Source organism: Arthrobacter sp. SAFR-044 (assembly GCF_059414985.1).
Genome location: NZ_JBPFDN010000009.1, coordinates 16,118 through 38,262, shown reverse-complemented (window position 1 = coordinate 38,262; position 22,145 = coordinate 16,118). Strand labels below are relative to the sequence as shown.

Annotated in this window: 21 protein-coding genes; 5 read left to right on the top strand and 16 right to left on the bottom strand. The window is 61.7% G+C overall.

From position 1 onward, the window contains the following. Positions 1–7: 7 nt before the first annotated feature. The 8 genes from ACR65J_RS14535 to ACR65J_RS14500 all read right to left on the bottom strand — a co-directional run bounded on the left by ACR65J_RS14535 (position 8) and on the right by ACR65J_RS14500 (position 8,811). Positions 8–955, bottom strand: coding sequence for a 3-carboxyethylcatechol 2,3-dioxygenase (locus tag ACR65J_RS14535; RefSeq protein ID WP_440170218.1), 948 nt, complete (start codon positions 953–955; stop codon positions 8–10). A 26-nt stretch (positions 956–981) separates the two neighbouring features. Beyond that, positions 982–1,845 carry an alpha/beta fold hydrolase gene (locus tag ACR65J_RS14530; RefSeq protein WP_440170215.1) on the bottom strand — a complete coding sequence of 288 codons (864 nt, stop codon included), beginning with the start codon at positions 1,843–1,845 and terminating at the stop codon, positions 982–984. A gap of 32 nt (positions 1,846–1,877) precedes the next feature. Further along, positions 1,878–3,713: an FAD-dependent monooxygenase gene (locus ACR65J_RS14525; RefSeq protein WP_440170213.1), complete on the bottom strand. Its 1,836-nt coding sequence runs from the start codon at positions 3,711–3,713 to the stop codon at positions 1,878–1,880. Positions 3,714–3,866: 153 nt separating this feature from the next. Then, complete coding sequence (locus tag ACR65J_RS14520; RefSeq protein ID WP_440170211.1) at positions 3,867–4,490, bottom strand: cysteine hydrolase family protein; 624 nt, start codon at positions 4,488–4,490, stop codon at positions 3,867–3,869. A gap of 15 nt (positions 4,491–4,505) precedes the next feature. After that, entirely contained in the window at positions 4,506–5,621 is a 1,116-nt protein-coding gene (locus ACR65J_RS14515; RefSeq protein WP_440170208.1) for an alcohol dehydrogenase catalytic domain-containing protein, read from the bottom strand. Positions 5,622–5,751: 130 nt separating this feature from the next. Beyond that, complete coding sequence (locus tag ACR65J_RS14510; protein WP_440170206.1) at positions 5,752–6,525, bottom strand: IclR family transcriptional regulator; 774 nt, start codon at positions 6,523–6,525, stop codon at positions 5,752–5,754. A gap of 162 nt (positions 6,526–6,687) precedes the next feature. After that, positions 6,688–7,329, bottom strand: a complete 642-nt coding sequence (locus ACR65J_RS14505; protein WP_440170612.1) for a GntR family transcriptional regulator — start codon at positions 7,327–7,329, stop codon at positions 6,688–6,690. Between the two features lie 126 nt (positions 7,330–7,455). Beyond that, positions 7,456–8,811 (bottom strand): MFS transporter, encoded by a 1,356-nt coding sequence (locus ACR65J_RS14500; protein ID WP_440170205.1) that lies wholly within the window; start codon positions 8,809–8,811, stop codon positions 7,456–7,458. A 194-nt stretch (positions 8,812–9,005) separates the two neighbouring features. Between ACR65J_RS14500 and ACR65J_RS14495 the strand changes: the two genes are divergently transcribed. From ACR65J_RS14495 to ACR65J_RS14485, 3 genes are all read left to right on the top strand, one after another. Further along, positions 9,006–10,118: an alcohol dehydrogenase catalytic domain-containing protein gene (locus ACR65J_RS14495; RefSeq protein WP_440170204.1), complete on the top strand. Its 1,113-nt coding sequence runs from the start codon at positions 9,006–9,008 to the stop codon at positions 10,116–10,118. An 11-nt stretch (positions 10,119–10,129) separates the two neighbouring features. Beyond that, entirely contained in the window at positions 10,130–10,738 is a 609-nt protein-coding gene (locus ACR65J_RS14490; protein WP_440170203.1) for a cysteine hydrolase family protein, read from the top strand. A gap of 418 nt (positions 10,739–11,156) precedes the next feature. Next, positions 11,157–11,600, top strand: a complete 444-nt coding sequence (locus ACR65J_RS14485; RefSeq protein WP_440170201.1) for a PaaI family thioesterase — start codon at positions 11,157–11,159, stop codon at positions 11,598–11,600. A 220-nt stretch (positions 11,601–11,820) separates the two neighbouring features. Here the strand turns inward: ACR65J_RS14485 and ACR65J_RS14480 are convergent, their stop codons facing one another. Both ACR65J_RS14480 and ACR65J_RS14475 read right to left on the bottom strand, forming a co-directional pair. Continuing rightward, a complete protein-coding gene (locus ACR65J_RS14480) occupies positions 11,821–12,387 on the bottom strand; it encodes a recombinase family protein (RefSeq protein ID WP_440170199.1) in 567 nt (188 codons plus the stop codon). A 193-nt stretch (positions 12,388–12,580) separates the two neighbouring features. Continuing rightward, positions 12,581–13,609 carry a LacI family DNA-binding transcriptional regulator gene (locus tag ACR65J_RS14475; RefSeq protein WP_440170196.1) on the bottom strand — a complete coding sequence of 343 codons (1,029 nt, stop codon included), beginning with the start codon at positions 13,607–13,609 and terminating at the stop codon, positions 12,581–12,583. Positions 13,610–13,776: 167 nt separating this feature from the next. Between ACR65J_RS14475 and ACR65J_RS14470 the strand changes: the two genes are divergently transcribed. Together ACR65J_RS14470 and ACR65J_RS14465 are read left to right on the top strand one after the other, a co-directional pair. Then, positions 13,777–14,712: a dihydrodipicolinate synthase family protein gene (locus ACR65J_RS14470; protein ID WP_440170193.1), complete on the top strand. Its 936-nt coding sequence runs from the start codon at positions 13,777–13,779 to the stop codon at positions 14,710–14,712. Between the two features lie 119 nt (positions 14,713–14,831). After that, positions 14,832–16,229, top strand: coding sequence for an MFS transporter (locus ACR65J_RS14465; RefSeq protein WP_440170191.1), 1,398 nt, complete (start codon positions 14,832–14,834; stop codon positions 16,227–16,229). Between the two features lie 240 nt (positions 16,230–16,469). Here the strand turns inward: ACR65J_RS14465 and ACR65J_RS14460 are convergent, their stop codons facing one another. The 6 genes from ACR65J_RS14460 to ACR65J_RS14435 all read right to left on the bottom strand — a co-directional run bounded on the left by ACR65J_RS14460 (position 16,470) and on the right by ACR65J_RS14435 (position 22,137). Then, on the bottom strand, positions 16,470–16,760 hold the full coding sequence (locus ACR65J_RS14460; RefSeq protein WP_440170188.1) for a hypothetical protein: 291 nt from the start codon (positions 16,758–16,760) through the stop codon (positions 16,470–16,472). A gap of 224 nt (positions 16,761–16,984) precedes the next feature. Next, the gene (locus ACR65J_RS14455) at positions 16,985–18,367 is read right to left on the bottom strand and encodes an MFS transporter (RefSeq protein WP_440170185.1); all 1,383 of its coding nucleotides are present in this window, start codon (positions 18,365–18,367) and stop codon (positions 16,985–16,987) included. Positions 18,368–18,530: 163 nt separating this feature from the next. Further along, complete coding sequence (locus ACR65J_RS14450) at positions 18,531–18,665, bottom strand: hypothetical protein (protein ID WP_440170183.1); 135 nt, start codon at positions 18,663–18,665, stop codon at positions 18,531–18,533. Between the two features lie 389 nt (positions 18,666–19,054). Then, entirely contained in the window at positions 19,055–20,008 is a 954-nt protein-coding gene (locus tag ACR65J_RS14445) for a TAXI family TRAP transporter solute-binding subunit (RefSeq protein WP_440170180.1), read from the bottom strand. Then, a complete protein-coding gene (locus tag ACR65J_RS14440; protein ID WP_440170178.1) occupies positions 20,005–21,474 on the bottom strand; it encodes a sensor histidine kinase in 1,470 nt (489 codons plus the stop codon). Before ACR65J_RS14440 ends, ACR65J_RS14445 begins: the two co-directional genes overlap by 4 nt. A gap of 3 nt (positions 21,475–21,477) precedes the next feature. Further along, on the bottom strand, positions 21,478–22,137 hold the full coding sequence (locus ACR65J_RS14435) for a response regulator transcription factor (protein ID WP_440170175.1): 660 nt from the start codon (positions 22,135–22,137) through the stop codon (positions 21,478–21,480). Between the last annotated feature and the right edge of the window lie 8 nt (positions 22,138–22,145).

Here is a 22,145-nt window from a genome sequence, read left to right as displayed (position 1 = left end):
GTATTGTTCAGGCATTTTTGAGCACCGCCGTGGTGATGCCGAAGCCGGCGATGTACTCCTTGATGGGCTTGTAGAACTCGTAGCTCACCTCATACTCACCGCACGCCCTTAGCGCTGAGTAGGCTGCCACCCAGGTCCGTACTTCGTGGGAAGAATGCCCGGCGACCCTGTTCATTTCTTCAGGATCATAGGCGTCGAAGCCTTCCACCTGGCCGGAGCGGCATACGTCCAGGAAGGCACGGTCCCACTCCGGGTTGAGGTCCATGATGTCGGCCTCGCCACGGGCAAAGGCCTCCGCCGTGGCGATAGTCCTGGCTTGTCGGGCTGCACGCGCCTCGGGGGTGGGGTTGCGTCCGTTGGTCAGCATGGCGCGCTGTTCGGGGGTCGCCGTGGCGATTTGCGGGACTGGCGGGTCGTGCGAGAGTCCGCCGGAGCCGATGAACAGTACCTTCTTGTCGGAGTTTTTGAAGTAGTCACCGATTGCCTCGCCGAACTTGCGCACACGCTGAACCTTGGAGAAGGGTGGTGCGACGGAGTTGATGAAAATCGGGATGACGGGCTTGGCGGTGACGTTGCCCCGGTAGAGGATCTCCATGGGCTGGACTGCTCCGTGGTCCACTTCCATGCGGCGGGAGATTGCCGTGTCGAGGTCCCGGTCAATCACGTGCTGGGCCAGTTTCTCGGCGATCTCGGTGGGGACGTCCAGCTTGCCGGCGAACGAGTCATAGTCTCCGCTTCCGTAGGCTTCGTAGCCGATACAGAACGGCGGCATGAGATCGTAAAAAAAGCCGTTGTAGTGGTCAGGTCCGAAGTTGATGACCAGGTCGGGGTCGAAATCGGTGACGAACTGGCGGGCCTGGTCGAAGGCTGCCTCGACCTGTGCCTTTACTTCTGGTTCAGGGTTGCCGTGCTCAAGCAGAGGGCTGTGTGACATGCACACGAGTGCCTGGTTCATTGTGTGTCCTCTCTTTCCGGCTTCTGTCAGCGTCCGACACCGCGGGCGTTGAAATACTGCTTTAGGACGGAGTTGAATTCTTCGGCCCGCTCTACCTGGGACCAGTGGCCGCATTGGCTGAAGATGTGGGCGTCGGCGTTCGGAATGATGTTGAGCAGTTCCCATGTGCGGGAGACCGGAATGACGACATCCTGAACTCCATGGATGAGCAGGACCGGAACGTCGAGTTTCGAGAGAACGTCAAAGTCCAGTGGCAGCTCGGTGCGGTCGCGGTCGCGGGCCGCGACGACTTCCCCTAGTCGGTCCGCAGCCGTATCGTTCAGGGCTGCCTGGTAGCGCAGGGCCACGAGCTCGTCAGTGACGAGGGACTTATCCACGACGAACATTTCCAGCGTCTTCCGGATACCAGCCTCGGAGAGGTCCGGTTTGGAGTGCCCGGCCAGGGCGCCGGTGAGCTTTGCCCCGCCGGTTCCCATGGAGACGATGCCGAGCAGCCGTTCGGGGTAGTCGATGGCGAACTGGAACGCGAGCCATCCACCAAGGGAGTTTCCAACAATCCATGTCTTTTCGATGCCCAAGGCATCGAGGACACGGACGGCGTGGCGTACCCATTCGCGGATTCCGTACTGCGTCCCCGGGGCAACGACGCTTTGCCCGTAGCCGATGGAGTCGATAGCGATGCACCGGCCGAGCTCAGAAAGCTCGGGAAGGTTGAGCCACCAGTTTGCCGCTGCGGTGACGCCGGTGCCGGATCCGTGAAGGAACAGAATCGGGGTCCCCTCGCCCAGTTCGTGGTAGTGGGTCAGCTCGCCGGGCGCGGTTTCGAGCCATTTGTCTTCCAGCCCGAAAAATTTGTCTGTGGTGTATGCGGGGATTTGTGCCGTGGGCATGGTGAGTCCTTCCGAAAAGTTTGGTAATGGGGTTAGCGGGCCGGTACGGGGTGACGAAGGGGAGTGGCGAGGATGGTTTCGAGGGCCTCTCGTAGCTGTGCCTCAGCCTCATCTGCCTCCCACACCGATGAGAGCTGGCGCCAGGCGACATAGCCGTCGGGGCGCACAAGCAGTGCACCGGCTTCTTCGGTTTCCCGCGCCTTTGCCCAGTAGGCGTAAGGGTCCTCGTAGCCGGGCTCGCCGACCACGACGGTGCGCAGGTATGGCAGGTCCAGCCGTTCTGCAGCTTGTTTCCAGGCCTGCCCGGAGAGCCCGGTGACCAGGGAGAACTTGCCATGACCGGTGACGTCCAATGTCGATACGCGGCGGCCTGATGCATCCACCAGCCAGGCGTGGGGGAGTTTGGCACCGGGACGCGTCGTGGGCTGAACGTGCAGCTGGGGATCGCGTTCGAACTTTTCCTCCGGCGTTCCGTCGGGGACGACAGCTGCACTGGCATAACGCTGGTTCAGTTCCACTCCATGAGCGTTGAACTCGTAGTTCTTCAGCTCGAGAGCTTGGCCGAGGCGTTGCCGCAGTTCGGCGCCTTCGGCTGTGGTGGCGCGCAGCCGGGCAAGGCCCGCTTCGACGGTGCGCGTTCCGTTTCCGGCGTCGGTGTTGAAGCAGTCACGCAGGGGGGCGTAATCCAAGCGGGACTGGTTTGCGCGGGCGACGATTTGTGCGCCAACGGGAACCCGCTCTGTCGAATAGGTTTCCAGCAGTGCCGGCCCTGCGTAGCCCTTGATCGCGAAGGCCAGTTTCCAGGCCAGATTGAAGGCGTCCTGCATGCAGGTGTTGGAGCCCAGCCCGCTGCTTGGCGGGTGCCGGTGAGTAGCATCCCCGCCGCAGAAGACCCTGCCCTTCGACATCGACAGCGCATGCTGCTGGTTGACGTACCAGGTCGAAACCCCCTCAACTTCCAGTTCCAGAGAAGGGTCGCCAACCAGGGTTCGGATTTGCGCGGTGACGGCCTCAATGCTCAGATCCGGCTCTCCGGCTTCCTTGTCAAAGCCCCAGCCGGCGATCCATTCATTCCACGGCCGGACGCAACGCAGCAGCCCCATGCCGATTTCACCGAAGGCGGCCGCAGGGTTCATGATCCAATGCAGGATGCTGGGACGGTGCTGGACGTATCGGCTCAGGTCGGCGTGGAAGCGTACGTAGGCTGTGCCCGCCCTTGCCGTGTGGCCAACAATTTCCAGCCCGATCTCTTCCGCGATCTGGCTCTTGGCCCCGTCAGCCCCGATCAGGTACCGGGCACGCACCGAGTACTCCTGGCCGGAGTTCCGGTTCAGCAGGCGAACTGTTACACCGTGCTCATCCTGAGCGTGGCCCAGGTACTTGGTGGAGAAGGAAACCTTCGCCCCCCGTTCTGCCGCGTTCTTGACCAGCAGCGGTTCCATATAGGTCTGCGGAATGTCCAGCATCGTGCACGGACTGGCCTGGACGTACTCGCCGGACCTGGCGTCGCCGGTACCCCACGTCTGCAGTCGGGCGATCTCCGGGCCGGCCAGTGAAGTCGTGAACAGGGTGTCGCCCATTTCTTTCCATGGCACGGCGTAGCGCCGGGCTTCCTCTTCCACGCCAAGGTCGCGAAGAACCTCAACAGCCCGTTGGTTGGTGATGTGCGCGCGCGGCGTGTTGGCCAGCCAGGACCACTGGGAGACCATCATGGTCCTGATTCCATAGGAAGCCAAAGCGAGGGCGGCAGTCCCTCCGGTAGGTCCGGTTCCAACGATGACAACATCCGTGTCGTAGGCCGAGGCGGGATCCGCCTCCCTGTCCCGGAGATCCGCAGCACCGACGATGTCGGTGAAATTTGAAGACATTGCTGTTCCTTCACGTCTTTGTGTGATGTATGGCACCTCTGTAGAAATGCTAGCATGCAAGCAGGTGTTTGCGATAGCCCGGCGGCTCCACGGTTTTGCCGTGACAGGACGTCGGGCCGTCGCCGGCCTTCCCGGACTTGCTGAGCGGGAGACTTATTGGGAGTGCTTGCCGGGTGCGGCCGGCAATGAGGCTTTCAGCTTCGGGAGCGTGATGACGCGGGCAAACAGCGCCATGGAAGCGACGGACGCCTGATGGGCTGTTTCGTCTACTGCGGAGGCGGCGTCCGAGAGGATGTACGTCTTGTAACCAAGGTCGGAAGCTTGGCGTACTGCGCTTTCGACTGAGGCGTTGGTAGCGACCCCGCATACGACGACATTTTCGATGCCCCGGGACTTGAGCAGCTCGTTCAGTAGCGAGCGGCTGAAAGGGCCGGGCAATTGGTGGGTGACCACGACGTCCTGGTCGAGGATCGTTATTTCCGGAACGATGGCAGAGCCTTCGGTGCCTTCTTTTAGGCAGTCGGCCTCTTGAGCCAATTGCAGTAGAGGGACGGACGGGTCAAGGTTTGAGTAGTCGGGGGCGAAGGCGATCCGTAGTGGAACCACAAGCCCACCTGCTTCTCGGACAGCGCTCATGGCGCTGTGGCAGTTAGCGAGGATGTTCCGTGACTGCACTTCCTGGCTGAAGAGCGCTCCGAAGGCTGTGCCGGGGGAGACGGTGTCATGTTGCAGGTGGACGACCAAGAGTGCCGTTGCAGCAGGGTTGAGGGTGTTCATTGGCGTGCTCCCGGTCTATTCGTTTGGCTTGAGGATGATGGATGTGAAGCCGCCAGCGCGGTCAGTTGCCGCATCGATGGCCTGGTTTGCCTCTTCGAGGCTGTAGTGCCATGCCTCGAAGTGGCTTAGGTCCAGAGTGCCGGCGGCAGCCATTCTGGCCATTTCCTCGCCTTCGGCCACGCTGAACCATAGTGAGGTGAGCAGATCGATTTGCATGGTCATGAGCCGGTACATCGGTACTGGGAGATTCTCGGGCATGGCGCCAATGCTGACCATGCGCCCTCCTCGGCGCAGGGCCCAGATACCGGCCATGCTCACGTCCGCGGTGGCCTTGTCACCAAGTGCGTCAAGGTAAACGTCAGCGCCAAGGCCGTCTGTGTTCTCGCGGACCCAGTCTCCGACGTTACCGTCGTCGTAGGCCATGGTGTGGATGCGGTCAGGGGCGATGTGGCGGATCCGCTCGAGCAGCTCCCGGTTCCGGGCCACCCCGAAAATCTTGGTAGCACCCATGGCCAGTGCCAGCAGCACGGCGCTCAGGCCGAGCGTGCCCGTCACCCCGTGGATAAGGAGGTTGCTACCAGCGCGCACATCGCCCTTCCGGAGGCCGGAGTAGGCGGTGCCCAGATACCCGAACCGTGATGCATGGTCCATGGGGACGTTTGCAGGTATGCGAATGATTCCAGATGCCGGTGCCTTCACATACTGGCACATTCCCCCGTGGGGGTAGTCCTTGTGAATCTCGGTTGAGCCCGGTCCGAAGCCGAAGTAGCCCTGGAATGTGTAGGCAGTGTCGCTAAGAGGATCTCCGGTGCGTGACGCCCAGGAGTCGCCTGAGTCACGGCCAGGATTCAAGTAGACCCGATCGCCCGGCTTCAGATTCCTTACCCGCGGCCCCACCTCGCTAATCGTGCCGGCGGTGTCCATGCCGAAGATGGCGGGGAGTTCCGGCAGGGGCAAAAACGGCTTCTGCGATGGGTAGGTGGAGATCACGTTCCTGAGGTTCTGAACCAGGTTGGCGGATTCGACTTTGATGACCACGTCATAGTCACCAGGGGTGGGTACGGGCACTTCGTCGATCTGGAACTTTCCGCCTACTTCATGCAGCCGTGCCGCCCGCATTGTGTTTGTCATTCTGCTTCTCTTCACTAGGGAACCGCCACTGCGTTGTGACGTGGGTCCCATCCTCAGAGAAGACGAAGCGGACTGCAAACTTCTGTGCCACTCAGCGGTTCATAGGCAACCCGATTTGCAGAACGATGTTTCAGTCGCTGGTTAGAGCGCTGTTACGGGGGAGCTGGCGACCCAGGGCCAAGGCGGCAGTACGGACCGCAGGAGCGACGCGTTCAGTGTCCAGTAAGCCTGCTAAGCCCGAAGCGGACAAGGCAGCCACGAGAGCTCCTCCGGAGTCCAGGACAGGGCTGGCTACGCATGCGCTACCGGGTGCGGATTCGTTTTCCTCAAAGGCCAAGCCCTTGGCGCTGATTTCTATGAGCTGGGCCCGCAGCACCTGTTCGTCACTGATCGTGCTGCGGGACAGTTGCTGCAGCCCGGATGCGAGAACGCGATCGAGGACGGGCGTTGGGGAAAAAGCAAGCATGGCTTTTCCCACTGCTGTCGCGTGGGCAGGTACCCTTCCACCAACGCGGGAGGGTAGCGCAGGGGTGCCACGGCCGCGCAGTATCTCGATGTACACCACGTCAGGAGGGTCCAGGACCGCAAGATGAACGGTTTGGCCCGTGGCGTTTCGGAGGTCAACCATGACTCCCATGGCGCGCCTGCGAAGTTCCTTGGGTGTGACCACCATCTGGCCCAGTTCGAACAAGGCAAGGCCGAGACGGAAGCCCGGTCCATGGCGCTCCAAAAACTGCAATCGCAGAAGTTCGCCGCAAAGGCGGGAAACAGTCGATTTGGGCAGTCCCGTTCTTCGGGCGAGCTCAGAGATACCCAGCTGTTGGTCCTCCATCCGAAAAGCACCGAGGATAAGGCCGGCGCGCTCCAGTACTGAAGACGAGTTGTTCCATTCAGCGGTACGCATCTAGGTATTATCGCCTTTTCCGCTGCCCAAGATCAACGGCCGGCAATCGGTGACTCTGACGCGGGGGAGCAGGTGGGCGGTGCTACGGGCTCGTAGGGGACAGCCTAGTCAGAAACGAAAAGGCACCCTCCCTGCTTCGGGATGGGTGCCTTTCCGTTTTCCTTAGGCCGCTGATACCGGCTGTTGTTCGAAGAGTGACGTGGTATCCAGGATATGCAGCTCCATCTCGGCTTTGGCGGTGTCAGCGTCACCGGCCGCAAGCGCGTCGCGGATCTTGTCATGATCCTCCTGGCGTTCCGGGATGTGGTTGGCCAGGGGCCGTGGAAGTCCGTGGGTATTGATCAGGAAATCGCTTAAGTCCCACATGCGTCTGCTGGTGGTGCTGATGATTCTGGACCCTGCCATCTTGTGAATCTGTTCATGGAACTCCCGATTGAGCTCCCGGTATCCGCGTGAGCGGACTTGTTCATCGGGATGCGAACCAAGGTCCTTGATTCGTTGGGAAATTTCGTCGAGTTCCCTGATTCCTGCCGGAGTGGTCCGGGTTGCTGCTACCGCGGCGATGGCACCTTCGAAGCCTGAGAACATCTTGAAGAAGTCGCGGACCTCATGCTGGGGGTATGACATGACGACTGAACCAATTTGGGGCAGTATTTCGATGAGTCCATCGCCGGCCAGGAGCCGCAGTGCCTCCATGACAGGTTGCTTGCTGACGCCGAATTCGGAGCGAAGTGCCTCCACTGAGAGACGCGATCCGGCGGGGATGTCTCCATCCAGAAGGCGCTTCTTGACCATTTGATACATCTGTCCGGACAAGCGACCGCCGGCCCCCGATGTTCTTCCTGTCGCGCTTTGCTGATTCTCTGTCGCCATAATGCTAGTATGCCAGCCTTTCAATGCGGTTACCGGCCTTCCGGCTTTCGGTGCGGTTTAGGCGCCTGCAGCGGCACCCCGCAGGGCATCCTCCTCGTCGGTGGCGTGCTGGATCTGGCGCTGCGCTTCGCGCTTGCCCCAACCGCCTGGAAGAAGTGCCACAGAGATGACGGAGATAACAGAGGCAGCAACCATATAAAGCACGATGGAGTTGCTGGTACCGGTGGCGGCCAGCAGCGCGGTGGCGATCAAGGGAGCGAAGGCAGAGCCAAAGATTTGCGAGATGGTGTATCCCACGGATGCGCCGGTATACCGGACTTCCCTGGAAAAAACCAGCGCAAAAAGTGAACCGGTGACGCCGGCGGCGGGAGCCATCGCTATGCCGAAGACCAGAACCACGGCGATCAGGAAGTTGAAGGCGCTGCCCGTGTTGATCAGGAGGAATGCCGGCCAGATGGTCACACCCATGGCTGCTGCACCAATGAAGTAGACGGACTTGCGTCCGATGCGATCCGAGAGGGAGCCGAAGATCGGGTAGAGGATGACGGCGACGATGCCGGCGGCGAAAACGCTCAACAGCACCGAGGACCGATCAATCTTCACGACAGTAGTCGCGTAGTTCACCAGGTAGGACATGGTGATGTAGGCGAAGACGCCTTGACTCAGGTAGGTGCCGGCAACGAGGAATATCTCCTTCGGGTGGCGGCGGAAGGCTTCTTTGATGGGTAGCTTGACGAGTTCCTTCTTCTCGCGGGCGGCCGCAAACGCAGGGCTCTCGGCGATGGTCAGCCGGATGACAAGTCCCACCACAACGAGCAGGGAGCTAATGAGGAAGGGAATCCTCCAGCCCCAGGCAAGGAACTGTGTATCGGGGAGCTGCGCCGTGATGAGGAAGGCCACCGTGGCGAGACTGGTTCCGGCGGGGGCGCCCATCTGCGGGAAGGCGCCGAAGAATCCCCTGCGGCCTAAAGGTGCATGCTCGACAGCCATCAGTGTCGCACCACCCCACTCACCGCCGACCATGAAGCCCTGGAAAAGGCGGAGCACAGTCAGCAGGATGGGAGCAGCGATCCCTATCTGTGCATAGCCGGGAAGAATTCCCATAAGGAATGTGGCCGCACCCATGCCCACCAGGGAGATCACCAGCATCTTCTTGCGGCCTACGCGGTCACCGAAGTGGCCGAAAACGACGCCGCCAAGGGGGCGGGCCAGAAATCCAACACCGAAGGTAGCGAAGGCCAGCAAAGAACCCATCAGGGGAGAAGCTTCCGGAAAGAAGAGTTTGGGGAATACGAGGGCGGCTGCTGTGCCGTAGATGAAAAAGTCGTAGTACTCAATCGTTGTGCCGATAAGGCTTGCGGTTGCAACCTTAGCCGGGGAGCCGGCTGAGCGGCTGGATGTCTTCGTCGACATGATGTGCTCCTGGTGGAGGATCGGGAAAGTGAGAGGTAGCGAGCTGCTAGCATGCTAGCCCGCTACATACGGTACGCGAAGCGTTGACGTGATTCAAGTCATAGGAATGCTTGCATGCTAGCCCGCTACTGTTGTAGCGTGGGTCACACCGGCGCCGTCAGTGGCGCTCTCCAATTTGCTGCAAGGGAGCAGAAATGAGTTTGATGCAGGCCGCCCGACTTCACGAAGTCGGCAAGCCGTTTCAGGTCGACCAGATTGAGAAGCCAACGCCAGGACCACACGATGTGATCGTCGAGGTCAAGGCCTGCAATGTGGTCCCGAACCTGCGCAACGTCATCACGACCTACCCGGAGTGGTTTCCGTTCCTGCCATTGCCTAAGCTGCCGGCCATCTACGGGCTGGACGCAGCGGGAATCGTCTCAGAGGTGGGATCACATGTTCGGAACGTGAAGCCGGGCGACAGGGTCTACGTCAACCCCGGCCGTGACACCGGCGATTCGTACGCCTCCCGCCGGGGCGAGAGGATCAACGATCCCGCCTACACTTTCCAAGGCTACTTTGGCTTCGGTGCGGGTTCACAGCAGGTGTTCGAGGACTACCCGCACGGAGGCTTCTGCGAGTTCATGAAGGCGCCGGCTGATGGGTTGGTTATCCTTCCCGAGAGCATCTCTTTTGAGCAGGCCTGCCGGTTCGGCTATTTGGGCACGTCCTACTCCGCACTGAAGAAGGCAGGTGCGGCCGCTGGCACCTCCGTACTGATCCATGGAGGCACCGGAACCCTGGGCCTCGGCGCCGTGCTTAATGCTCTTGGCATGGGGGCAACCAAGGTTTTCGCCGTCGCCCGGGACCGCGAGCTTCTGGAGCAGGTCCGTCAATTGGATCCGCGCCGGGTCCACGTGCTGTCCTATGGCGATGAGCCGATAGGGGACTGGGTTCGAAAGCACACGGATGGGCTCGGTGCAGACATATTCATTGACGCGATTGGTCCTGGAGCCCCCAAGGAGACCACTCTGGCAGGAATTGAGTCGCTGCGCCGGGGCGGACGTATGGCAAGCATCGGCGGCATGTCCGAAGAGCTGCCCGTGGAAATGTTCCGGCTCATGTGCTTCCAGATCAGCATCATCGGCTCGCTCTGGTTCACCGTAGGGGATGGCCAGGACATGGCGGAGATGGCAGCCGCCGGCACCCTGGACCTCTCGGTGTTCGAGCAGGAGATTTTCCCATTATCTGAAGTCAATGAGGCACTTGACGCCGTGGAGAAACGCCGCGGCGGTTTCACAAACGTCGTAGTGGTGCCAGGGAAATAGGAGAACGAGTCGTGGAACTCAACCGAGAACGCACCGCCGTCATTGCAATTCACTGCCAAGGTGACGTCGTCTCTCAAGAGGGAGCCTTCGCGCCCTTCTTCTTCAAGGAAGTCAAGCGCCGCGGAGTCATCGAGAAGGTCTCAGGCCTGCTCGGAGCCGCCCGCCACGTCGGAATTCGTGTGGTGTACACGAGGGTTGCCTTCAGCCCCGACTACAGCAACCTCGTACCCAATTCCCCGCTGCTGCAGGGCGTTCAACAGGGCGGGTCATTGAAGGACGGCAGCGCCCTGGCCGAGATCATCTCGCCTCTTGCCCCAAAGGCAGGTGACACGGTAATCACCCACACCACGGTAGGCGGAATGACACCTGAACTGCATTCCATGCTCACTGAGCGCAACATCGACACGTTGCTTTTCGCTGGTGTTGCAACGAACGTCAGCGTCGAAGGAACAGCCCGTACCGCAGTGGACCTGGGATACAAGGTGTTCCTGGTGGAGGATGCATGCTCGGCGGCCACGCAGGAAGCTCATCAAGCATCCATCGATTCCCTTTCAATGCTTGCGGGAATCACCACGGTGCGGGACGTTGAGAGCACTATTCTGGCCAAGCAGCCGATCTAGAAACCATGGATCCTGGCGGCGTGCATCTATACGTCGCCAGGATTCGTTGCGGCCGTGGCATTACGTTAGGAAGGGGCGAGCGGCTTGTCTCTACAGCTACAGGAAGATTGGGTTCCCTTGCTGGGGCAGGAAATCTGTATAGTCCGCCGTGGACAAGAGGTCCGCAACGGCGTAGTCGATGCAGTGATGCCCGACGGATCCATCCTATGGATCGCTGCCGAAGCAACCACTCCGCGCTCAATGTTTGAGCGGGCGGCCGGGTACGAGGCCTGGATTCGCTACCAATGGGCATAGCTGAAAGAAAAGCTCGACAAATCGCTAAGCAACTGAGGGCGCCGGTGGCAGGCAGTATTGCTGATGGCCGGAACGTCCGGCGTTGGCTCCCCATCGAGAGCCGTCCGTAAAAGGGGAGGCCAAAATGCCAATGCCCACCTCAATCCAACAGTTCCAAGAAAGCTGGGACGCCTTTCGGGCCAGCATCGGCTTCGAAGAGATCAGCGATACCCTCGGCCTTATCCCCCACAGCTGCGGGGAGAACACCATGTCCATGAGCATGGAACTTGCACCTCATCTCCGCCAGGCAGACGGCATGTTTTCCGCTACCGCTCTTTTCGGTGCCGCTGACCTGACAGGGACATTCTTAGCAATGCAAATGACTCGCCTTGGATCATTCCCATTAGCTGTGCAGTCGAACCTGAACTTCCTCAGCAATTCGCTTGTAGGGCCCGTGGTTGCCACCGCCCGACTACTACGCGTTGGCCGGTCAACGATCGTGGCATCGGTAGACGTTGCAGATGCGCAAGGCAAACTCTTGGTTGCCTCAACGTTTACCTACCTAAGCAAAGCAAGAAACGTCACCTGACTTGCCTATCTGCGTCACCTTGGCGAGATCCTTCGCGAACAAACCAAGATACGCCGCAAACTTCAGCCGGTAGATCCTGGACGCGTAGCAAACCACTATTGACCTCTTGGCGAGCACACCACAAACGCCGATAACAGCGATTCTGTCAGCCTGGCGAGGCAGGGAACTTGCGGTCTTGGCGTTGCGATAAGAGCTTGTGCGAGACTGTCTGCCAGGCGTTCTAGATCGCTCTGGCCTGGCGCAGGTACTGGTAAACCGTTTCGCGGCTGATGCCGTAGTCGTGGGCGAGGACGACTTTTGGAACACCGTTCTCAGCACGATGCACGAGCTCGGCGGCCCGTTCGGCGGTCAAGGTCTTCTTCCGCCCCTTGTAGGCCCCGCGCTGCTTCGCCAGGGCAATTCCCTCGCGCTGCCGTTCCCTGATCACGGAACGCTCGAACTCGGCGAAAGCACCCATAACGGACAGCATCAAGTTGGCCATGGGGGAGTCCTCGCCGGTGAACACCAGGCTTTCCTTCACGAACTCCACGCGTACCCCTTTGCGGGTGAGGCCTTGGACGAGAGCACGGAGGTCATCAAGGTTTCGGGCCAGCCGGTCCATGCTGTGCACCACTACGGTGTCACCGTCACGGGCGAAGCGCAGCAGCTCGGCGAGCTGTGGTCTGGCGGTGTCCCTGCCGGAGGCCTTGTCCGTGAAGACCTGGTCAAGAACCTGGCCGTCGAGCTGGCGCTTTTCATTCTGCTCCAGCGTGCTTACCCGTACGTATCCGATCCGCTGTCCGCCCACCGTAACCTCCAACCGAGTGCCTGTGAGGTTGAGTTCTAGGCTTGTCCTACAAGCAAGTCAAGACCTGACTGCAGTGTTGTCAGGTTGGGATTTGACTCAACCGGACAATGTCCACGTGGGGTGTCGACCATTTTTGGCAGGTGCGGAATCCCTCCTTGGCGTTGTCGAGGGCCGGGCAGGGCCGTGTATGCCTCTACGCAGGGCTTTGCCGCTTGGGTGTTCCGCTGGATTGGCGCGGGATGAGGGTCGGCATGGACCGCCGGATGAGGGGCTCTGTACCTGGATTGACGATGAGATCGATGGCGGTGGCAGCGATCTGTTCCAGCGGAACGTGAACAGAGCTTAGTGGTGTGGGCAGTCTTGCTGAAAGCGGGGTGTCGTTGTACCCGACCAGTGCCAGATCATTGGGAATGCGGATGCCTTTGCGGTGGGCGGCCGCCATCACGCCCATCGCGATGTTGTCGTTGGCTGCGAAGATCGCTGTCGGACGGGACTGCGGGGTTCCGGCGAGGAGAGTTTCACCGGCGGTGTAGCCGTTTTCGATGCCGTAGCCGGCAGCGATCAACCATTCATCCCGTGGCGGTATGCCTGCTTCATCTAGGGCTTTGCGGGCCCCTGCCAGCCTGGCGGTCCCTGTTGATGTGAAGGCGGGTCCGGTGACGACGGCGATGTCGCGGTGGCCGAGGTCGATGAGGTGGCGCACGGCGAGGTAGCCGCCGACTTCGTCATCGCCCAGCGCGGATGGGCTGACGCCGTCGGTGCGGAGCACCAGCGCGTGCGCGACGCGGCGTTCCCGCAGGAGGCGGGGGAGTTCGTCATCGAGACGGGCTGTGGCGAGAATCAGCCCGTCGACGTTTCTGTCCAGGAGTGTTTCGGCTGCGCTTCGTTCGTCGTCGGGGTCATCCCCGCTGGTAGCGACCATGGCGAAGTAGCCGCGGGCAGACGCCGCCTTCTCGAGCTCTTCAAACATCAAGGCCATGACCGTGTCGCTCAGGCGGGGGACAAGGACGCCCAGCGTCCGGGTCTCGCCGCGGCGCAGGCTTGAGGCAAAGGAGTTCCGCCGGTACCCGAGCTCCTCGGCGATCTTACGGACGTGTGCCGCGGCCGCGGATCGGGTCGTCGTACGTTCATCCAAGGCACGGCTGGCCGTCGAGATGCTCACGCCACTGGCAGCGGCGACATCCTTCAACGTGACGACACTGCCGACGGCGACCGGTTCCATGGAGATTCTCCTCTTCAGCAAGGGTGTAACAGACACTCTAATTCCTCCCGACTTGCAAACGTTCTCTTGACAGTGAGCTGCGACACGTGCAAACTTGAAAACGTTCCCGCAAACGTTCCCATATTAGCGGGATTACCGATCATTAAAGAAGACAAGAGGTAGCTGTAATGACACTCGATCTCCGCGGACTCAGCCCCGCACCTGTCACCCCGTTCACCGAAGATGGCGCTGTCGACTTCGCTGCGATCCAGCGTCTGGGTTCCTGGCTCGGATCGATTGAGGGCGTGAAGAGCCTTGTCGTTCTGGGGCACGCCGGCGAAGGCACGTTCCTTACCGAAGAGGAGCAGCTGGACGTCATCCGCGCGTTCGTGGCATCGACCGACGGCCGCGTGCCGGTCGTGGCCGGCATCACGAAGGAAGGCAACAAGACCGCAGCCCTCGAGGCTAAAAAGGCCGTCGAAGCCGGCGCGTCAGCCGGTCTCGTTTACCCCTCGCACGGGTGGCTGCGCTTCGGCTACCAGAAGGGCGCGCCGCAGTCGCGCTACCGGGAGATCTACGAAGAGTCCGGACTGCCGCTGATCCTGTTCCAGTACCCTGACAACACCAAGGCGACCTACGACCTCGACACTCAACTGGAGATCGCGGGCCAGGAGGGCGTCTTTGCCACGAAGAACGGTGTCCGGAACATGCGCCGGTGGTACACCGAGATCCCCGCGCTGCGCGCCGCGTACCCCGAACTGCAGGTGCTGTCCTGCCATGACGAGTACCTGCTGCCGACGATGTTCGATGTCGACGGTCTGCTCGTCGGTTACGGCAACATCGCGCCCGAACTGCTCGTCGAACTGATCGAAGCCGGCAAGGCGCAGGACTACCCGCGCGCCCACGCCATTCACGAGCGGCTGCTCCCGGTGACCAAGAGCGTCTACCACCGCGGGTCCCACATGGAGGGCACTGTCGCCTTGAAGTGGGGTCTGGTGAACCGCGGCATTCTTGACCACGCCACAGTGCGCACCCCGCTCCTGCCCCTGCCTGAGGGAGCCGATACAGAGATTGCGGAAGCCTTCGCCGCAGCAAACCTCGGCAAGGTCACCGTCAGCGCCTGATCCCACGGGACCCGGAGGATGGCGGGAGCAATTCCCGCCATCCTCCCCTAGGCTTTTAGCCATCTCCACACTTGGTCAATGAGGACCCCAGCATCGCCGCTGGAGAAGGAGGACTCGCTATGCGCGAGCCGAACAACACCGCAACCATGGCTGGCGGCCCGAATGCCGCCAGGATGAATGCCGAGCTCGTAGCCCGACTTGAACGGCTCCCGCTCACCCGACGCCTGACCCTGATCCGCGTGGTCATCGGATCGGCCACGTTCTTTGACGCTTACACCGTCCTGGCCATCGCCTTCGCGATGCCCCAACTGTCGTCGGAATGGCACCTGAACGCCGGGGAGATCGGCATGATCCTCTCCGCCGGCTACGTCGGCCAGATCTTTGGTTCCCTGTTCTTCGGGCACCTGGCCGAACGAATCGGCCGCCTGCCGGTTCTGCTCTTTACGATCCTTCTCTTCGTCTCCATGGACATCGCTTGCCTGTTCGCCTGGGGCGCCACGTCCATGATTATCTTCCGCTTCATTCAGGGCATCGGCACCGGCGGCGAAGTACCGGTCGCCAGCGCCTACATCAACGAATTCGTCGGCGCGAAAAAGCGCGGCAGGTTCTTCCTGCTCTACGAAGTCATCTTCCCTGTCGGGCTCATGTTCGCCGGCATCGCCGGCTACTTCCTCGTCCCCGTGGTCGGCTGGAAGGCCATGTTCATTGTTGGCATCGTCCCCGCCCTGCTCACCATCCCGATGCGGTGGATCATGCCCGAGTCGCCGCGCTGGCTCGCGTCCACGGGCCGAGTCCAAAAAGCCGACGCCGTCGTCAGCATGCTGGAAAATGAAGCCCTTAAAGCAGGCCACGCCCTTCCCGAGCCCGTCGTGCGCCCCGTGGACCCGAAAGCCACCGCCCGCACCAATTGGCGCGAACTGTTCTCCGGGATCTACAAGAAGCGCACGTTCATGATCTGGATGCTCTGGATCTGCGTCTACATGGTCAACAACGGGCTGATCACCTGGCTCCCGACGCTCTACAAGCAGACGTTCAACCTGCCCCTGCAAACCAGCCTCGCCTACGGATGGGTTACCTCCGCAGTCGGCGTCGTTGCGTCCATCCTCTGCGCACTGCTTATCGACCGCGTCGGCCGCAAACGCTGGTACACATATGCCTTCCTCGCCGCCACCATCCCGCTTATCATCCTCACCGCCCTGGGCGCCGTCTCAGCAACGCAGGTGGTCGTGTTCGCCAGCATCGCCTACGCAATCCTGCAAACCATCTCGTTCTCCCTGTACCTCTACTCCGCAGAGCTTTACCCCACCCGGCTTCGCGCCATCGGCACCGGCTTCGGCAGCGCCTGGCTCCGCGCGGGCTCCGCGATCGGACCCATTCTGGTCGGCTGGATCGTCGACAGCTACGGCATCAGCGTAGTCTTCACCGTCTTCGCAGCCGTCGCCCTCATCGGCGGGCTCATCACCATCTTCTTCGCAATTGAAACCAAAGGCCGGGTCCTCGAAGAACTCTCACCCTAGCCACATAGAACAACCAGAGGGCAGTTGCACGGACTTGAAAAAGTACGTGCAACTGCCCTTTCGCACAGCGACCCTGGCCATCAACGCAGGCTGCGTCAGGCTTGGGTGTACTTCCAGTTGACGCACGTCCGCCCCTTCATGGAAGTGGGACGGAGGCATTGCCGGAGGACGGTTGGGGGATGTTTTACGTCAACCGTTGCCCAGCCGGACGGGTGACGGGCGGCGGGCGTCAAAGGTTTTTTACACACGCTTCGGAGTGCCTGCTCCCAGAATCTCTTTGGTTGTCATCCGGTAGCTAAGTTCGCCGCATAGTTTTTGGGGCGTAACCCAGACTTGATGGCCTTGGCAGGCTTCGAACATCTGCCGTGGTCCGTTATGGTCGGCGGCGATCCAGAGGGCAGAGGAGTCGGGCATGGCATTTTCGACAAACCCGGTTCTGACCACCTGACCGTGGAGTCGGATTTCCACCAAGGCGTTGATCAGGAGGCTCCACTTGACGTGCTTGTGGGGTGTGGCTCGGTTGAGGGTCATGTTCCCTGGCTTTCGCGGTTTTGGGCAGGATCCCGGCGACCCGTTCCGGCCGTGTCGTTCCTGACGGTCATACTGAGTGCCGCTCTCGCCCTGGTGTTGCGTTTCAGCGTCAGAGGGTGGGGGCGGGGTAGGAGGTGCGGAGTTGGCCTTCCATCAGGGCAGCGTACGACGGCGGGAATATTCCCGCCGTCGTACGCTGTCGCTGCTTCTTGAATGGGTGGCGGCTACGACACGGAGTTTCGGGTTGAGGCGGGGGCTGTGGCTTTGTCGGCCTCCCCAGCATGCAGGTCTGCTTCAAGGGTTGAGTTCTTGGCGGGATCTTTGACCATGACGGCAGCGACAAGGGTGAGGGCGATGCAGACTGTGACGTACCAGAAAAAGGCTGACTCGTTTCCGGCCTGCTTTAGGGCCAGGGCGATGGGTTCTGCGGTGCCGCCGAAGGTTGCGGCGACTAGCGCATGGGGAATACCGACGCCCAGGGCGCGGACGCGAGTGGGGAACATCTCGGCCTTGACGACGGCAGCCAACGCGGTGTAACCGGAAACGAAGACTAGACCGGTCATCATGAGGGCGAATGCGCCGAACACGTTGGTCGTGTGCGAAAGAATCGTCATCAGTGGGACGGTCATGATGGTGCCGCCAATGGAAAAGAAGAGCATGACTTTACGTCGTCCGATTCGGTCCGAGAGCGCACCGGCTGCTGGCTGGAGGAACATGAAGACGAAGAGGGCGCAAAAGCTGATCACGGAGGCGTCTTCCTTGCTGATCCCCGAGGTGTTGACCATGTATTTCTGCATATAGGTGGTGAAGACGTAGAACGCCACTGTGCCTCCGAGGGCCAGCGCAAAGACGGCCAGGAGTTGTCGAGGGTACTGCATCAGGGTGCGCAGCGAACCAGCCGGCTTGGTGCTGCTGGAGGACAGTGCGTTCTGCCTGGCCTTTTCGATCTTGTAGTGCTCGGATTCGTCCATGCTTCGGCGGAGGATCATGACGACGAGACCGGCTACTGCTCCGACAATGAATGGGATGCGCCATCCCCACGCTGCCATCTGTTCGCCGTTCAGTACGCTTTGAAGCAGGATCATGACCAGCAGGGCGGAGAGCTGGCCTAGGATGATGCCCACGTATTGGAAGCTTGAGTAGAAGCCGCGCCGCCCCGGAGTGGCAATCTCTGACAGGTATGTTGCGCTGGATCCGTATTCGCCGCCGACGCTGAGGCCCTGTGCGAGCCGCGCGATGACGAGCAGAATCGGGGCAAACATGCCGATGGAAGCGAAGGAAGGCGTGAGGGCAATGGTAAGGGACCCGGCGCTCATTAGCAGGACCGAGGCGGCCAGCGCGTTTCGGCGGCCGAACCTGTCTGCATAAATTCCCAAGATCCATCCGCCCAGCGGCCTCATGAGGAAGCCGACGGCAAAGACGGTAGCCGTTGAGAGCAGTTGTGCCGTTTGGTTTCCGCTGGGAAAGAAAGAGGCCGCGAAGTAGATGCTGAAGGATGCGTAGACAAACCAGTCGTACCATTCGATCAGGTTGCCAAGGCATCCCTTGACCACATTGCTGACGACGCGCGGCTTCGCCGCCGGCGCCGAGGCTTGTTGCATGTTCATTTGAACTCCCTTGTTCTTGGACGATGCCATCGGCGTCTGCTGCCATTGGCATCGTGTTCGGGTCTTGTGCCCCTGGAACTAGTTCAAATGTGTCTCCCATCACCGGTTCAAGAAATGGAAACAGCGAATTCTTAGGACTCCCTTAGGGTTGTTGTGATCCCGCCTACACCCGGGTGAGCCCATGGGCCCGGTCGGGGGCCTCGTCCGACGTTTCGAAAGAAGCCATGCGCTTGTCGAAGTAGGCGGCGAGCAGCTGTCCGGAGTGCATGATGTGCCCTTCCATTTCCTGTCTGGCCATGGCGGCGTCCTTGGATCGGATGGGACTTCTTCTGCTTGAGGAGCAGCTCGCCGTGCCGGGACGCGGCGGCAATTAGTTCGTGGTGGAGGGCCTCAAGTTCGGCGATGTCGCCCTCGGACGCGTTCAGTGTTGCCCATGCGGCCAAGTCACGACCAACGAGTGCCTGGACCCGGAGAATATCGCGGATGTCCTTCCCGCTGTCAGGGGCGCCACCTGGAATCCCTTGGTGGGAACAAGTTCCAGGAACCCTTCCAAGCTGCCGGATATGATGACGGCGCGGATGTAGGAGGATGCCTCATCACTCAGCTGAGGACGAACTCACTTCCGCGCGGTCATGGTTCTGTCTTTCTCTGGTGCGATATATCCAAATTACGTCATCCACGCCGGTGTCATCGGTGATGGCGTCGGTAGGCCGCGGCGGCCCCGGGGTGGAGGCGTACGCCGGATGTGTAGATCAGGGACCTGGTGTCGAGATATTGGACGCCCACCGCGCCCGGCGGCACCAGCTCGGAGGATCTTTCGATCAGGACATCGACTATTCGGCCTACAACATCGTCCAGGAGATCGGCCCGGGCCAGGAGGAGGCTGGCGATGCCGATGGAACCGATCTCCTGCTCGGAACCGTAGAGTCCAACGGGCAGCCTTACCTCCTGGTAGACGGGACCGTATTCGGCTTGCAGGACCTGCAAATAGCCGGACAGATCAATCAGGCGTATGCCTTGGGCGGGTCCCCGCCCACCGCTGGGGTCCACGGCGGGGTGGGGGACGCCGCCGGCAAACAGGGCTGCCTCCACTTCCCCGCCTGCGAGGGCGTCCAGGACTGCCGTCACGGGAACGGCCCGGACTTGTACATCGGCTTCGGTGAGACCGGCGGCCTTCAGCAGCAGCCCGCCTGCCCTGGTGGTCGCGGAGCTTGCGCCTAGGCTGATGGTGCGGCCGCGCAGGTCAGCAAGTGTCCGGACCGGGGAATCGGCCGGGACCGCGAACTGGAGATAGTTCAGGTAGACGCGGCCGACCGCCCGCAGGTTGTCCCGTTCTGTGGCGGCGACGTCTGCTAAAGCAAGGGCCAGGTCCAGCCGCCCTGCCATGATGTCCGGGACATTCTCGACGGAGCCCCCGGTTATGAGCGGGTTCAGGGTGAATCCCGTATTGGCCCGGGCTACGGCGGCGGTCAGTGATTGCCCGAAGTCGAAGAAAAAGCCGCGGTTTTCGGCGGTGCCAAGGCTGTATGCCCGAAAATCCGGCCTGCAGCCGCCGAGCGTGATGCCTGCGGTGACCGCCGCGGCACCGGCGAGTAGTCGCCGTCGGGACAGCGGGGCAGTTCCGTCTGGTCGAGGTGTCATGTCCCCGCCTCCTTGGGCCCGGGGGCTGGGAAAAGCATAACGAATGTCAGGCCGCCACCGGGCGTTTCCCGGATGACCAGCTCGCCGCCGTTGCTCTCCACCAGTGCTTCCACGATGGACAGGCCCAGGCCGGTGCCCGTGGGCCGGTCATCGCCTGTGGGCGTGCCACCCAGTGAAGTGCCGCGGTAGAACCTCCGGGTGATCAGTTGCATTTCGTCGGAAGCTACCCCGGCGCCGTCGTCGGACACCGTGACTACGGTCCGTGGGCTGGATTCAGGGCTGCGGCCTGGACCCATGCCCACCGAGATCCGCACCGTGGTGCCTGGGCCGGCGTACTTGCAGGCGTTGTCGAACAGCACGTCGAGGATCTGTTCCATGTCGCCGGCATCGATCTGGGCTTCCAGCCCGTCGGGGTCGTCGTCCACATGGAAGCCGGTGCCGGATTCCGCGGCCGTGTCGTGCCAGTAGTCCGCCCGTTCGACGGCGACGAGGTACGGCACGCACGTGTTGTCGCCGGCGCCGCCTTTGATCCGCGGAACTTCGGCTACCGACAGAGCCAGCAGGTCATCGAGGATTTCCTCGAGCCGGATGGCCTCGCCCACGGCGCGTTCGTGGCTCTTTTTGCCGTCCTCCATCACGCGGGGACCGAGGGTGTCCAGCCTCAGCTGCAGGGCGGCCAGCGGATTGCGGAGTTGGTGGGCGGTGTCTGCCACGAGCCTGCGCTGGGCGTCCGCGGACGTATGGACCGCGCTGTCCATGGTCTCGAAGGCGGATGAGAGAGCCCGCAACTCAGGCGGCCCGGTCCTGCGTGCCGCTGAGGGGGCATCCGTGGTTCCGCTCCCAAGTGCAACAAAGGGGAGGCTTCGCGTCAGCCGTTGCATCCGTGTGCTGACTTCTTCGAGTGGGCGCAGTACCCATCTGCTCACCGACAGCGCGAGGACGCCGAATCCGACGATGGCGGCGAGTGAGCCTGTTGTGATGATGACCCAGGCCAGCAGGATGTCTTCACGGGCGGATGCGGTGGATGCAGCGATCACCACAGCTCCATTAACCTGCGCACCTGTGCCGATGGGTTTGGCAAAGACTATGGTGCCCGGGCTCCACGGGGTCAGCAGCTCCACCGCGGATGATCGTTCGTTCCGCAGGGCACGGCCGATGGCGGCCGAGACCGCGGGGTCGTCGATGGTTGTTCCCAACGCGCGCGGCGCCGCACCCCTGGTGGAGACCACAGCCAGGGATTCCCCGTACAGGCTGTGGTAGGCGTCGGCTTCTTCAAAGAGGAGCCCGGGATTTCCGTTTCTGGCATAGCCGTCTGCGAGGTCCGCGAAGCGTTGCAGGTCAGCGTCCCTGCTGAGGACGAGTTCGCGGGTCCGCGCGTCTGCCGTGGACAAGGCGAGCGGGAAGGCAAAGCCCGCGACGACGACGGCGCCTAGGATCGCCAGGACCAGGAGGAGACGGCTGCGCAAAAGTTATCCAATCCAGCGGTAGCCGAAGCCCCGGATGGTCTCGATCCGGGCGGGGCGGCCGAGCTTCGCCCTTAGCGCCGTCATGTGGACATCCAGGGACTTTGAAACTGCTACAAAGGCATCGCCCCAGACCTGGTCCATCAACTGCTGCCTGCTGACCGCGGTGCCGGGGTTGTCCACCAGTGCGGCGAGGAGGTCGAATTCCTTGGTGGTCAACGGGACGGGTTTGCCCGCCACGGTAAGTTCGCGGCCCGCAAGGTCAACCGCCAGGTCACCGAACAGGCGGACGGTCGCTGTCGACTCCCGCGCCCTGCTGGCTCGCCGGCGGATTGCCTCGATCCGGGCCAGCAGCTCGGTCATCCGCGCCGGCTTGACCAGGTAGTCGTCGGCTCCGTTCCGCAGGCCCCTGACCACCGACCGTTCGTCGTCGCGGGCGGTGAGGATGATGACCGGGACGGCCGAGACCTGGCGGAGGCTTCGGAGGACCTCGATGCCGTCCATGTCCGGCAGGCCGAGGTCCAGGAGGATCAGGTCGAATTCCAGGTGGCGCGTGAGAACGTCCCCGCCCCGGGACATCCGGTCCGCGGCGATGCGGTGGGACGCCAGGGCATCAAGCAGTGCCCCGGCCACGCCGTCATCATCCTCGACGACTCCTATCCGCATTCCCTTGA

Bases quoted from the DNA above. Each gene is read 5' to 3' on its own strand.
- ACR65J_RS14450 (WP_440170183.1), bottom strand. From the start codon at position 18,665: ATGGCCAGACAGGAAATGGAAGGGCACATCATGCACTCCGGACAGCTG.
- ACR65J_RS14530 (WP_440170215.1), bottom strand. From the start codon at position 1,845: ATGCCCACGGCACAAATCCCCGCATACACCACAGACAAATTTTTCGGG.
- ACR65J_RS14460 (WP_440170188.1), bottom strand. From the start codon at position 16,760: ATGACCCTCAACCGAGCCACACCCCACAAGCACGTCAAGTGGAGCCTC.
- ACR65J_RS14515 (WP_440170208.1), bottom strand. From the start codon at position 5,621: ATGACAAACACAATGCGGGCGGCACGGCTGCATGAAGTAGGCGGAAAG.
- ACR65J_RS14445 (WP_440170180.1), bottom strand. From the start codon at position 20,008: ATGACACCTCGACCAGACGGAACTGCCCCGCTGTCCCGACGGCGACTA.
- ACR65J_RS14475 (WP_440170196.1), bottom strand. From the start codon at position 13,609: ATGGAACCGGTCGCCGTCGGCAGTGTCGTCACGTTGAAGGATGTCGCC.
- ACR65J_RS14520 (WP_440170211.1), bottom strand. From the start codon at position 4,490: ATGAACACCCTCAACCCTGCTGCAACGGCACTCTTGGTCGTCCACCTG.
- ACR65J_RS14500 (WP_440170205.1), bottom strand. From the start codon at position 8,811: ATGTCGACGAAGACATCCAGCCGCTCAGCCGGCTCCCCGGCTAAGGTT.
- ACR65J_RS14505 (WP_440170612.1), bottom strand. From the start codon at position 7,329: ATGTATCAAATGGTCAAGAAGCGCCTTCTGGATGGAGACATCCCCGCC.
- ACR65J_RS14470 (WP_440170193.1), top strand. From the start codon at position 13,777: ATGACACTCGATCTCCGCGGACTCAGCCCCGCACCTGTCACCCCGTTC.
- ACR65J_RS14465 (WP_440170191.1), top strand. From the start codon at position 14,832: ATGCGCGAGCCGAACAACACCGCAACCATGGCTGGCGGCCCGAATGCC.
- ACR65J_RS14455 (WP_440170185.1), bottom strand. From the start codon at position 18,367: ATGAACATGCAACAAGCCTCGGCGCCGGCGGCGAAGCCGCGCGTCGTC.
- ACR65J_RS14535 (WP_440170218.1), bottom strand. From the start codon at position 955: ATGAACCAGGCACTCGTGTGCATGTCACACAGCCCTCTGCTTGAGCAC.
- ACR65J_RS14510 (WP_440170206.1), bottom strand. From the start codon at position 6,525: ATGCGTACCGCTGAATGGAACAACTCGTCTTCAGTACTGGAGCGCGCC.
- ACR65J_RS14525 (WP_440170213.1), bottom strand. From the start codon at position 3,713: ATGTCTTCAAATTTCACCGACATCGTCGGTGCTGCGGATCTCCGGGAC.
- ACR65J_RS14495 (WP_440170204.1), top strand. From the start codon at position 9,006: ATGAGTTTGATGCAGGCCGCCCGACTTCACGAAGTCGGCAAGCCGTTT.
- ACR65J_RS14435 (WP_440170175.1), bottom strand. From the start codon at position 22,137: ATGCGGATAGGAGTCGTCGAGGATGATGACGGCGTGGCCGGGGCACTG.
- ACR65J_RS14485 (WP_440170201.1), top strand. From the start codon at position 11,157: ATGCCAATGCCCACCTCAATCCAACAGTTCCAAGAAAGCTGGGACGCC.